Source organism: Sphingomonas sp. Leaf198 (genome assembly GCF_001424005.1).
GTDB lineage: Bacteria > Pseudomonadota > Alphaproteobacteria > Sphingomonadales > Sphingomonadaceae > Sphingomonas.
Window position 1 is genome coordinate 20562 of the sequence record NZ_LMPX01000004.1, and the last position, 12564, is coordinate 33125.

At 68.0% G+C, this 12564-nt stretch carries 10 protein-coding genes; 6 read left to right on the forward strand and 4 right to left on the reverse strand.

Annotated elements, in window-relative coordinates:
* Positions 1–159 precede the first annotated feature (159 nt).
* Positions 160–669 carry a gluconokinase gene (locus ASG20_RS15560; protein WP_056055968.1) on the forward strand — a complete coding sequence of 170 codons (510 nt, stop codon included), beginning with the start codon at positions 160–162 and terminating at the stop codon, positions 667–669.
* A 20-nt stretch (positions 670–689) separates the two neighbouring features.
* Here the strand turns inward: ASG20_RS15560 and ASG20_RS15565 are convergent, their stop codons facing one another.
* Together ASG20_RS15565 and ASG20_RS15570 are read right to left on the reverse strand one after the other, a co-directional pair.
* A complete protein-coding gene (locus ASG20_RS15565; protein ID WP_056054909.1) occupies positions 690–1388 on the reverse strand; it encodes a FadR/GntR family transcriptional regulator in 699 nt (232 codons plus the stop codon).
* Complete coding sequence (locus ASG20_RS15570; protein WP_056054912.1) at positions 1378–2724, reverse strand: GntP family permease; 1347 nt, start codon at positions 2722–2724, stop codon at positions 1378–1380. Before ASG20_RS15570 ends, ASG20_RS15565 begins: the two co-directional genes overlap by 11 nt.
* A 255-nt stretch (positions 2725–2979) precedes the next feature.
* Here ASG20_RS15570 and ASG20_RS15575 point away from each other — a divergent pair, with 255 nt between their 5' ends.
* On the forward strand, positions 2980–3237 hold the full coding sequence (locus tag ASG20_RS15575; RefSeq protein ID WP_056055970.1) for a helix-turn-helix domain-containing protein: 258 nt from the start codon (positions 2980–2982) through the stop codon (positions 3235–3237).
* 54 nt (positions 3238–3291) lie between these two features.
* Entirely contained in the window at positions 3292–6291 is a 3000-nt protein-coding gene (locus ASG20_RS15580) for a glycosyl hydrolase family 28-related protein (protein ID WP_056054916.1), read from the forward strand.
* On the opposite strand, the gene ASG20_RS15585 is transcribed toward ASG20_RS15580, so the two are convergent.
* Together ASG20_RS15585 and ASG20_RS15590 are read right to left on the reverse strand one after the other, a co-directional pair.
* On the reverse strand, positions 6283–7680 hold the full coding sequence (locus tag ASG20_RS15585) for a sensor histidine kinase (protein WP_056054918.1): 1398 nt from the start codon (positions 7678–7680) through the stop codon (positions 6283–6285). The two genes, ASG20_RS15580 and ASG20_RS15585, sit on opposite strands and share 9 nt — an antisense overlap.
* On the reverse strand, positions 7670–8335 hold the full coding sequence (locus ASG20_RS15590; protein WP_200912584.1) for a response regulator transcription factor: 666 nt from the start codon (positions 8333–8335) through the stop codon (positions 7670–7672). Before ASG20_RS15590 ends, ASG20_RS15585 begins: the two co-directional genes overlap by 11 nt.
* A 109-nt stretch (positions 8336–8444) precedes the next feature.
* Here ASG20_RS15590 and ASG20_RS15595 point away from each other — a divergent pair, with 109 nt between their 5' ends.
* The 3 genes from ASG20_RS15595 to ASG20_RS15610 all read left to right on the forward strand — a co-directional run bounded on the left by ASG20_RS15595 (position 8445) and on the right by ASG20_RS15610 (position 12542).
* Positions 8445–9527: an ABC transporter substrate-binding protein gene (locus ASG20_RS15595; protein WP_056055974.1), complete on the forward strand. Its 1083-nt coding sequence runs from the start codon at positions 8445–8447 to the stop codon at positions 9525–9527.
* A complete protein-coding gene (locus ASG20_RS15600) occupies positions 9524–11011 on the forward strand; it encodes an OprO/OprP family phosphate-selective porin (RefSeq protein ID WP_056054921.1) in 1488 nt (495 codons plus the stop codon). The genes ASG20_RS15595 and ASG20_RS15600 overlap by 4 nt, the downstream gene beginning before the upstream one ends.
* Positions 11012–11240: 229 nt before the next feature.
* Positions 11241–12542, forward strand: a complete 1302-nt coding sequence (locus ASG20_RS15610; protein ID WP_056054927.1) for a CitMHS family transporter — start codon at positions 11241–11243, stop codon at positions 12540–12542.
* Positions 12543–12564: the final 22 nt, after the last annotated feature.

The window sequence follows — 12564 nt, forward strand, 5'->3', positions numbered from 1 at the left end:
CGCGTCGCGCGCGACGATTGCGACAAAGGTCGTAATGGCCAATCCGGAACATCTGATCGATAGCGGCGTATCGACACCCGGCCACTCGGTCGTTGCGAAGGATATCGACCGCCGGTGCCAGATCGTGTGAACACCCAGACCCCCTACGGAATCGTCGTGATGGGTGTGAGCGGCAGCGGCAAGTCGACTCTGGCCGCGCTGCTCGCGCGGCACCTGCACAGCCCGCTGCTCGAAGGCGACGATTTCCATTCCGCGGCGAACGTCGCCAAGATGGAGTCGGGCCATCCGCTCGACGATGCCGATCGCTGGCCGTGGCTCGACCGGCTCGGTGCCGCGATCGGCGTGGCCGCACAGGACAGGGCGACGCAGAATGGGATTGCGGTGGCGGCCTGCTCCGCGCTGAAACGCAGCTACCGGGAGCGACTCTCGCAAGCCTCCACAGTGCCGCTCGCCTTCGTGCTGCTCGACACCGCGCCCGACGAGATCGCCCGGCGTCTCGCAGGCCGCACCGGTCATTACATGCCGCCAAGCCTGCTCGACAGCCAGCTTGCGACGCTCGAACGGCCATCGGCAGGCGAGCGCGCGATCACGCTCGATGCCGTGCTGACGCCCGAGCGGTTGAGCGAGGACGCGCTCGCTTGGCTGAGCGCTCAATTTCCGCGAGGCTAAGCCCCCGCGACATTGCGCGGTCATGGCATCAGCCGCTTGCGACCCTGTGACAGGTGCCAGCGCATCGCCAGCGCTGCGCCGTCCGCGTCCTGCGCACGGATGGCTTCGACGATCGCATCATGCTCCTCCATCATCGCACCGATCACCTCGGGCGGCCGCAAGCGCGAGATATCGACGCCTGCGCGCAGAATCCGCATCACCTCGTCCTGGAGATGATCGAACACCGGCAGGAAGGCGGCATTGCCGGTCGCCTCAGCGATCGCGCGGTGAAGCTGCCAGTCCTCGTCATGCGCCGATGCGTTCGACAGCAACGCGCTCCGCAACGCTTCCAGCGCGTGCTCGATCGCGTCGAGCTGGCGATCGGAGCGGCGCTGCGCCGCGAGGCGCGCCGCCTCCGCCTCCAGCACGAAGCGGACTTCATAGGTGCCGAGCGTCGTCGCGAGCGCATCCATCGGCATGTGCGTGCCGAGCCGCGCGGACGGCCGACGCTTGACGAACGACCCCGCACCGAGCCGCGCCTGGGTAATGCCGTCCGAGGCGAGCCGCGCCAGCGCCTCGCGCACGATCGTGCGCGACATCCCGAACGTCGCCGCGAGCTTGGCCTCCGACGGCAGGCGGTCACCGATCGCCAGATCGTCTTCGGTGATGATCCGGACGATGCCGGTATAGGCGCGATCCGCCAGCCGGCCTTCGGTCGAGGGTGGTAGGTCAGACGACATAGCTGAGCGCCATCACGAGGACGAGGCCGACCACCGAGATCGCGGTTTCGAGCAGCGACCAGGTCCGGAATGTGTCGGCGGTACTGGTGCCGACATAGCTTTTCACCAGCCAGAACCCCGGATCGTTGACGTGGCTGAAGAACACCGAGCCCGCGCCGATCGCCAGCACGACCAGTTCCGGCGACACGCCCGAACTCGCGACCACGCCGGGCATGATCCCGACCGCGGTGATCGTCGCGACGGTCGCCGAGCCTGCCGCGAGTCGGATCGCCACCGCGACCAGCCAGCCGAGCAGCAGCGGCGAGATCGAATACATCAGCACGGTCCGCGCGAGCAGGTCCGAAAGCCCCGCTGTCACCAGCACCTGCTTCAACGCCCCCCCCGCACCGATCGCGAGCAGGATCGCGCCCGCCGCGCCCATCGTCTCGTGCCACACCGCATCCTGGATCGCGACCTCGCGCAACCGCCGGCCGAACAGCAGCGGCAGCGCGATCAGGTTGGTCAGCAATAGCGCGACCACCGGGTTGCTCGCGGCGACCAGCCAGGCCGCGCCCTTCCACGTCTGCACCATCTGGCCCAGCTCGCCGGTCGCGATCATCAGCACCGGCAGCAGCACGATCAGAAGCGACAGCGCGCGGGGGGGCGGCGCGATCGCGAGCCCGGTCTCGCGCAGCACCGGCGATACCAGCCGCACGCCCCGCGTCGTGAACTTCGCCAGCAACGGCCCGGCGATGACCGCAGTCGGGATCGCGATCAGGATACCGTACAGCATCGTCCGGCCGAGATTGGCACCGAGCGCCTCGACAGCGAGCAAAGGCCCCGGATGCGGCGGCACCAGTGCATGGACCACGCCCAATCCGGCGAGCGCGGGCATGATCAGCCGCAGCTTGGCGGCATCGCGCGCTGCGCCGTCCTTGCCGGTCATTTCCTCCGCCGCGGCGACAACGATCGGCAACAGCAGCACGAGTCCGGTTTCGAAGAACAACGGCAGGCCGACGACGATCGCGATCCCCAGCGTCGCCCAGGGTGCGGCGCGCACGCCGGTTAGTCTCAGCGCGCCCTTCGCCAGCGACGCCGCGGCGCCCGACAGATGCAGCATCGCGCCGAGCGACAGGCCGAGCGCAACGACGAGCCCGGTGCCGCCGATGATATCGCCGACGCCCTTCTGCACGGCTTTCGCCACATCGGGCAGCGGCAGGCCGGCGAGCAGGCCGACGGTAAACGCGCCGCACAGCAGGCCGATGAAGGGGTGCAGGCGTCCTTTGACGATCATCAGCACGGCAAGCAGGATGCCGGAGAGCGCGGCGATCACCAGCCGCAGGTCGCCGCCGATCATCGCGCCGCGCCGATCGCAGGGGCGTTGCGACGTTCTGGCTGACGGTCCGGTGCTTGCGCCTTCATCATCGCTCCCCGCTCGATCCGGCGGCGTTTCTCGCCTGCCGATATGGCTCTAGCTGTAGGACAGGTTTTTGCCTGCCGCCAACAGAAAAGGCTTGATTGCCGATAAATCCGGGGCGCATACGGAAAACCTGTCCAACCGAATCCATTCAAATGGATCGCACCCACGGGCCGAAACAGGAGGAGGATGACCATGCAAGGGACCACCCAGACCGTCTCGCAGCACCGGCAGCTGCCAGCCATCCCGGTATCGCCGCAGCTCACGCCGACCCAGATCAAGGTGCTGCACGGCGTCCATTCCGGACTGCTCAACAAACAGATCGCGTACGACCTCGGCATCGCCGAGGCGACCGTGAAGGCGCACATGACCGCGCTGATGCGCAAGCTCAACGTCCGCAACCGGACTCAGGTCGCGATCGTCGCGCACGGCCTGGTGTTGCACGCCGCCTGAACGTTCGGCTCGCGAGCGATCGACGGGCACACTGCATTTACGGGGAGACGGACGATGGACGCGAGATGGCTGCTTGGCGCCGCGGTGCTACTGCTTTCGACGCCGGCATCGGCGAAAACGACCTCGGTCTATCTGACCGCCCCTGCTGATCCGCGCGCGATCACCGTCAAGGGTGTCGGCGATGGTCGCGCCGACGACAGCGTCGCGCTCCAGCAGGCGATCGATGCCGCCGCGGCTGGCGGGCATGGCGGAGTCGTGTTCCTGCCATCCGGCCGATACCGGATCAGCCGGACGATCTTCGTCCGCTCCGCCGTCCGGATCTTCGGCGTTGGTTCGACTCGCCCGGAGATCGTGCTGGGCGACAACAGCGCGGGCTATGCTTCGGGCGTCGCGGCGATGGTCGCGTTTACCGGCGAGGACCAGTACCGCGTCGGCAAGGCGCCGGTCCCGCCGCGCACCAGCGTGCCGTTCGACCCGGCGATCTTCGACGCGACCTCGAGCACCTTCTATTCCGCATTGTCGAACGTCGATTTCCGGATCGGCGCGGGCAATGCCGGGGCGGTCGCGGTGCGGTTCCGCGTCGCGCAGCACGGCTATCTGCGCCACGTCGACTTCCATATCGGCTCGGGCCTCGCCGGAGTCTATCAGGCGGGCAACGAGTTCGAGGATCTGAAGTTCTTCGGCGGCCGGTATGGCATCCTGTCCGAAAAGACGTCGCCGGCCTGGCAGTTCACGCTGATCGACTCCGACTTCCAGGGCCAGCGCGACGCGGCGATCCGTGAACACGAGGTCGACCTGACTCTGGTCAACGTCGCGATCCGCGATACGCCGGTCGGGATCGAGATCGATCGCGGCTATTCGGATTCGCTGTACGGCAAGGACGTCCGCTTCGAGAACATCGCGAAGGCGGGCGTCGTCGTGTCGAACGAGAACAGCGTCTTCACGCAGATCGGGTTCGACAATGCGGTGGCATCGAACATGCCGACGTTCGTGCGGTTTCGCGACAGCGGCAAGACCGTTGCCGGGGCAGGGACACGCTACCGGGTCGGCGATTTCTCCTACGGCCTTAAGCTCGCCGGGCTCGGCCAGATCGGTGCCTATGCGACCGATATCGTCATGGCGCCGCTCGCCCGCCTGCCCGAGCGACGCAAGCCCGCGATCGCCGCGCTGCCGCCGGTGCGCGACTGGGCGAACGCGCACGATCTTGGCGTCAAGGGCGACGACACGACCGACGACACCGCCGCGTTGCAGCGCGCGATCGACACGCACCGCGTGGTGTATCTCCCGGTCGGTCGCTACCGCGTCACCGACACGATCAGGCTGCGGCCCGACAGCGTGCTGATCGCGCTGCATCCGAGCCTCACGCATCTCTATCTGCCCGACGAGACGCCCGCCTATAGGGGCGTCGGCGGGCCGAAGGCGCTGCTGCAAAGCGCGAAGGGCGGCAACGCGATCGTCTCCGGCCTCGGTCTGTGGACCGGCGGCGTGAACCCGCGCGCGACCGCGCTGCTGTGGAAGGCGGGCGAGGCGTCGATGGTCAACGACGTCAAGATCCAGGGCGGCGGCGGCACCGTGCTGACCAAGGGCAGCCCGATCGGCTTCGGCGATCCGCGCGCGCGCTTCGACGGCCAGTATCCGAGCATCTGGGTCACCGATGGCGGCGGCGGTACCTTTGCCGCCTTGTGGTCGCCGAACACGCTCGCTTCTGCCGGGTTCCACGTCTCGAACACCAAGACGCCGGGCCATGTCTACGAGCTGTCCGCCGAGCATCACTATCGCGCGGAAATCGTCCTCGATCATGTCGAGAACTGGGAGTTCCTGGCGCCGCAGACCGAGCAGGAGGTGCGCGACGGCGTCAACGCGATCTCGACCGAGATCCGCAACTCGCGCAACATCCTGTTCGCCAATTATCACGGCTACCGCGTCACGCGCTCGATCAAGCCGATGGACGCGGCGGTAAAGCTCTACAATTCGGGCGATATCCGCTTTCGCAACGTCCATGTGAACGCCGAGAGCGGGTTCGCGAGCTGCGATGCGAAGGGTTGCGGCACGTATCTGCGCGCGAGCAAATTCCCGTTCGAGAACGCCATCAAGGACATGACCCGCCAGCAGGAGGTCCGCGAACTCGAATTCGCCAAGCTCGACGTTCCGCCTGCGCCGACCGTCGCCGCGGCGGCCTCGGCGGTGCCGGTATCACCGGGCGTCGAGAAGCTTGCGGACGGCTTCTATTCGATCGCCGGCGGGGCGGTCGATGCAAAGGGCAAGCTGTACTTCATCGATCGCCAGTTCCAGCGGATCCATAGCTGGTCGAAGGCCGAGGGCCTGTCGATCGTCGCTGAGGCGCCGCTCGATGCGGTCAATCTGGCGGTGGATCGTTCGGGCGACCTGCTCGTGCTGTCGTCCGCGGGTCGCGACGGCACCGTGTACAGTATCGATCCGGCCAAGCCCGCGGAGGTTAAGGTGATCCCACCGACCGCGGTCCGTGCGCGCCGCGACGCCGCGACGGTACTGCCCGTCAACGTCTGGGCGAACGGCGAGTTTGCCGACCGGATCGATCCGACGACCTACCGGTTCCCGACCATGACGGACTTCTTCACGACCAAGATGGGCGAGGCCAAGCCGCAGGAATATGTTTCGCCCGACGGCTCGCTGGCGCTGCCCGCGTTTCGCGTGTGGAACCAGGGGCCGGACGATCATCAGGGCTGGCGCTGGTCGGACACGCTCGACGCGAACGGCTTCGTTGCCGCCAAGCCCGGCGAGCGCGTCGTGCTCGCCAACGCCTCCGAAGGGCGCACCTATTCGGGCCTCGTCGGCGATCAGGGTCGCGTCACCGATCTCAAGATCGTCGCCGATCGTGGCGGCGAGAGCGTCGCGCACGATGCCGCCGGCAATCTCTACGTCGCGAACGGGCAGGTGTTCGTCTACAACCCCGCCGGCACGCTGCTGCGGCGGATCGATGTTCCGGAACGGCCGCTCCAGCTCGTGATCGGCGGCGCCGATGGCCGCACGCTCTTCATCCTCGCGCACCACGCGCTGTACGGCGTCTCACTCTGACGGCACGCGCGGGAAGCGCAGGATGAGCGTGGTGCCGCGCGCGGCATCGCCGAAGCCGATCGTCGCGTTCAGCCGGGCTGCGGCGGAGCGGACGATGGCGAGGCCGAGCCCACTCCCCTCAGGGCTCGCGACGCCGCCGAGGCGCACGAACCGGTCGAACACCGTGTCGCGGCAGGCGGGCGGAATACCGGGGCCGTCGTCCGCGACGACGACCGCGGTGTCCGAGGCGGACGTTACCAGCTTGACCGAGACCGTGCCGCCGACCGCGTTGTAGCGGATGCCGTTGTCGATCAGGTTCGAGAGGATCTCGAAGATCAGCGTGCGGTGGCCCGAGACGATGTGACGCGCGTCGTCTTCGCTATCGAGCGTCAGGTCGACTCCCGCCTCGATCGCCTGATTGATCCGGCGGGTGATGACCGCGGCGGCGACCTCGTGCAGGTCGACCGCCTCGAGCGGCGCGGACACGCCGGCCTCCTCGGCCCGGGCGAGCGCGAGAAGCTGCGTGACCAGGCGTTCGAGTCGCGTAACGGCGTCGGCGATCTCGTCGAGCGCCTCGCGGCGTTCGGCATCGGAGCCGCGGCGGGCGAGCGCGACCTGGACTTTCAGCACCGACAACGGCGTGCGCATCTGGTGCGAGGCGTCGGCGGTGAAGCGGCGGACGCCGACGGTGGCGGTGTCGAGCTGCGCCAGGAGACGGTCGAACGCGCCGGCGAGCGGGCGGAGTTCGCGCGGCAGGGGACCCGTGTCGAGCGGTGAGAAATCGGGGCGCGCCCGCTCGTCGCGCGCCTCGATCGCTCCGCGCAGCCGGGCGAGCGGACGAAGGCTCCAGCCTAGCGCGGGTCGCAGCAACAGCGCGGCGGCGCCGACGAGGACGCATTCGCCGATCAGCAGCGCGAGCATCAGCCGCCGGGTCAGCGCACCGCGATTGTCGAGCGTCTCGGCGATCTGGACGATCACGGGCTTGTCGATCCGGGGGAGCGAGCGGCGGACTTCGGCTATGCGGATCGGCTGGCCGCGGTAGCGCGCGAAGCGGTAACGCGGGACGTCGATCGAGAGCGTGGCGGGATCGGGCGCTGGCATATCCGCGTAGCCGGTGAGCAGGTCCGGCCCGACGGCGACGCGGTAATAGACGTTGTCGCGTTCGGTATTCTCCAGCATCCCGAACGCGGCGGACGGCAGGTCGAGCGTCACCTCGCCGCGTTCGACCTGCACCGTCTCGGCGATCGCGCCGAGCGCACCACCGAGCACGCGGTCATTCGTGCGGCGGACGACGTCGGCGATCAGCGTCGCACCGACCACGCCGATCAGGACCGCCGCCGCCAGCAACGGCCCGAGCACCGCGACCAGCAGGCGGGTGCGTAGCGCAGGAGTCCGCGTCTCAGCCGGCATCGAGCATGTAGCCGACGCCGCGGACGGTGCGGATGCCGGGGCCGTCGGGCGCGAGCTTGGTCCTCAGGCGGGTGACGTGGACCTCGATCGCGTTGTCGCCGACCGGCTCGTCGAACCCGAACACCTCGCCGATCAGCAACGCGCGGGGGACGACCCGGCCGGCTCGGGTAGCGAGCGCCTCCAGAACCGCACGCTCGCGCCGGCGCAGGTCGAGCGCACGACCGGCGATGTCCGCGTCACCAGTCGAGCGGTTAATCGTTAGCGTACCGACGCTCAGCACCGGCAGCGGATCGCCGCCTCGCCGCCGCCCCAGCGCCCGCACCCGCGCCTCCAGTTCCTCGGGCTCGAACGGTTTGCGCAGGTAATCGTCGGCGCCGAGGTCGAGCCCGCGCACACGGTCATCGAGCGCATCGCGTGCGGTCAGCATCAGCACCGGCACCCGCTCGCCGCGACGGCGCAGCGTTTCGAGCACCGAGAAGCCGTCGATCCCGGGCAGTCCGACATCGAGGATCACCAGCGCGTAGGGCTCGCCGGCGACCACCGACAGCGCCTCCTCACCGGTCGCGACGTGATCGACCGCGTTGCCGCCGGCGCGCAACAATGCCGCGATACTGCGCGCGAGGGCCGCGTCGTCCTCGATCAGCAGGATGCGCACAACGGCTCGTCCTGCGCCCGATCGGCGTGAAAGGTTGGTGACAGGTTCGCTTCGTACTCCACCGTTGCAGTCTATCCGAACACAGAGACGGAAGGCGAGGAGAGTGATGATGGCACGCATTTTATTGAAGATCGCGATACTGACCGGGCTGTCGGCGCTTGCCGCGACGGCCGTGGCGCAGCGCCCTGCCAATTATCCGCGCTCCTACGACCAGCTGATTTCCGACGCGCGTGCCGAGCGGCAGGTGCGGATCTACGGCAATGCCGATCGCGCCGAACTGCTGCCGGTCGTCGCCGCGTTCCGGAAGCGGTATCCGGGCATCACCGTGCTGTACGCGGACATCGGCTCGACCGAAATGTACCGCCGCTTCGTCACCGAGACGCGCGCGAAAAAGATGTCAGCCGATCTCGTCTGGTCGTCGGCGATGGATCTCCAGGTGAAGCTGATCAACGACGGCTTCGCGCAAGGCTATGCGAGCCCCGAAAAGCCCGCGCTGCCGCCCGTGTCGGTGTGGAAGAACATGGGGTTCGGCGTCACCGCGGAGCCGATCGGGATCGTCTACAACAAGCGCCTCGTGCCGCCCGCTCAGGTGCCGCGCACGCACGCCGCGCTGGAGACATGGCTGCGGAAGAATGCGCGCGCCCTGACAGGCCGGGTGACCACGTTCGATCCGGCGCGCTCGAATGTCGGCTATCTGTACCTGTCGGAGGATCTCGCGATCACGCGCGACACGCGGTCGTTGCTCGAGGCGATCGCCGCGACAAAGCCCGTGCTGTCGCGCACCAGCGAGCCGATGCTGCGCGGCGTCGCCGAGGGGCGGCAGGCGATCGCGTACAACGTCATCGGCTCTTACGCGGTGGAACGGGCGCGGACCGATCCCCGCATCGGTGTCGCGTTCCTCCAGGACTACACGATCGTCACCTCGCGGATCGCGTTCATCGCGCGCGAGGCCGCGCACCCCGCGGCGGCGAAACTGTTCCTCGATTTCCTGCTGTCGCGCGAGGGCCAGTCGCTGCTCGCGAAACGCAGCCTGTGGCCGGTCCGCACCGACGTTTCCGCCCGCCGTCTTCCCTCGAGCCAGGCGCGACCGATCCGCGTGGGCCCACAACTTCTCGTCAACCTCGACCGCGTCAAGCGCCAGCGTTTCCTGCGCGACTGGACCGCGATTCTCGCCACCGGAGCTCAACAATGACTCTCTTCCGTACCGGGTGCGCCGCACTCGCGCTGATCGCCGCAACGCCGGCGCTGGCCCAGGCTCCGAGCGACGCCGACCTCGGCGCGCTGGTGCGCGCGCAGGCCGCCGAGATCGCTGCGTTGAAGTCGCGGCTCGATCGGCTGGAGAATGCCGCCGCCGTTGCGCAAACCGCCCCTCCGGTCGCTCCGCCACAGGCGGTCGCGCCTCCACAGGCGATGGCGCAGAACACCGAGCCGCGCCGCACGGTGCCGTTCGCGCCGCAGCTCGCGCCTCCGGGCCCGGCCGATCGCAGCGTCGCGCAGGCAGTCGCCGCACGCGACAATCCGTCGGGCGTGACCACCGAATGGGGCGCAGGCCTGCCCGTCTTCCACTCGGCGGACGGCGTCTACACGTTCAAGCCGCGCGGCCGCATCCTGACCGACGTCAGCTCGAGCTTCGGCTCGAAGTACGACGGCCGCAACATCACCACGACGGGCATGCGCGCGCTGCGCCTCGGTCTCGAAGGCGGCGTCGGCACGCACTTCTTCTACCAGTTCGAGAGCGACTTTTCGGAGAACGAGGTCGACGTCGTCACCGCGTTCGTCGGCTGGCGCAACAAGATCAAGCCCGGTCTCGACTATGACGTTCGCGCCGGTCACCTGTTCAACGATCGCGGCTTCGAAGGCTCGACCGGCTCGGACTCGACCCCGTTCCTCGAACGCACCACGGTCGCCACCGCGATCATCCCGCAGCGCGGCTTTTACGGCATCGGCGTGATGCCGCGCATCTTCTGGAAAACCGGCCACGCCTCAGTGACGATCACCGGCGACCGGATCGACGGGACGCAGACCGTCGGCGACAGCCGCACGGTGCTCGGCCGCGCGCACTGGAACCCGATCAAGTCCGATACCGGCGTATTGCATATCGGCGCATGGGGCTTCGACGAGTCGCTATCATCGGTCGCGGGCACGCTGACTCGCAACACGGTGATCGGCGGTCGCTTCAACGGCGCGCTGCGCGTGTCGACCGGGCCGCTGATCGGCGGCACCGGCACGACCGGCTACGGCGTCGAGCTCGGCGGCTATCGCGGGCCGTTGTGGGTGATGGGCGAAGCCGGCCGCCGCAACGCGCGGCTCGACGGCGGGCGTCCCGATTTCGTCAGCAAGGCGTGGAGCGTCTCGGCCGGTCTGTTCCTGACCGGTGACCTGCCGCCGTACAACCCGCGGCTCGGCAGCTTCGGCCAGCCCAAGGTGTTGAAGCCCACGTTCGACGGCGGGGTCGGCGCGATCGAACTCACCGCGCGCTACGAAAGCCTCGATTTCGACAATCTGCTGACCGGCGGCGACGGCTGGGCGGCGACCGTCGGGGTCAACTGGTACCTCAACAGCTTTACCCGCTTCCAGGTGAACGCGATCCAGTGGAACACCGACAACCGCGCCGGCGATTATGTCGGCAACGACAGCGGGCAGACGGTCAGCGCGCGCGTCGGGGTGACGTTCTGATGCAGACCGGCATGCGCTTTGCCACGATGGCCCGGCCCCACTCCTCCGTCATCCTGACGAAAGTCAGGATCCAGAGCCACAAGGGACCACGCGCCGTAACCCTGGATCCTGACTTTCGTCAGGATGACGGGGTGCTTGCGGCCGCCCGTATAGCGGCCCCCGCGACGGTAACTGCGGCGATGCCTGCCACCCCCACCCCCCTATTCACGCCCTTTCCTAGGACGAAGCGATGAACCTTGCCCTGCTCGGCTTCCTGATGGTCGCCACGTTCATGACGTTGATCATGACCAAGAAGATGACGCCGCTGGTCGCGCTCATCGTGATCCCGTCGATCTTCGGCGTCTTCGCGGGTGAAGCCGCGGGTCTTGGCCCGATGATGATCGACGGCATCAAGAACCTCGCGCCGACCGGCGTCATGCTGTTGTTCGCGATCCTGTTCTTCTCGACGATGACCGACACGGGTCTGTTCGATCCGCTGGTCGGGCGGCTGATCCGGATGGTCCACGGCGATCCGATGCGGATCCTGATCGGGACGGTCGTGCTCTGCGCGCTCGTCAGCCTCGATGGCGACGGGTCGACCACCTACATCATCACGATCGCCGCGCTGTTGCCGCTCTACAAGCGCTTCAACATGAACCGGCTGTATCTCGTCTGCCTGTTGATGACGACGAGCGGGATCATGAACCTGACGCCGTGGGGCGGGCCGACCGCGCGTGCCGCAAGTGCACTGAAGCTCGATCCGGCGACGCTGTTCCTGCCGCTGATCCCCGGCATGATCGCCGGCCTCGCCTTCCTGATCGGGCTCGCCGTGTATTTCGGGCGCAAGGAGCGCGTCCGGATGGGTGAAGCGGGGATCACCGCGGACACCGAGTTCACCGGCATGGCCGTCTCGCAATATCCCGAGGCACGCCGCCCGAAGCTGATCTGGTTCAACGCAGCCCTCGTCATCACGCTGCTGACGCTGCTGGTATGGGGCATTCTTCCGCTCTCGGTGCTGATGATGCTGGCGTTCGCGATCGCGATGATCGTCAACTATCCCGGCGTCGCCGACCAGAAGGAGCGCATTTCCGCGCATGCCGGCAACGTGCTCGCGGTCGTCTCGCTGATCTTCGCGGCGGGCATCTTCACCGGAATCCTCGGTGGCACGGGCATGGTCGAGGCGATGAGCAAGGCCGTAGTCGGGGTGATCCCGCCCGCGCTCGGGCCGTACATGGCGCCGATCACCGCGGTGCTGAGCATGCCGTTCACCTTCTTCATCTCGAACGACGCGTTCTATTTCGGGATGCTGCCGATCCTCGCCGAGGCCGGCGCGCATTACGGCGTCGCCCCCGAGGCGATCGCGCGCGCGTCGCTGATGGGCCAGCCGGTCCATCTGCTCAGCCCGCTGGTGCCGTCGACCTATCTGCTGGTCAGCCTGGTCGGGATCGACCTCGCCGATCACCAGCGCTTCACGCTCGTGCCCGCGATCGCAGTCTGTGTCGTGATGACGCTCGTCGGCATGATCGCGCTCGCCTTCCCGTTCGTCGCCTGAGGTGAGCATCCCCGCAACCCGC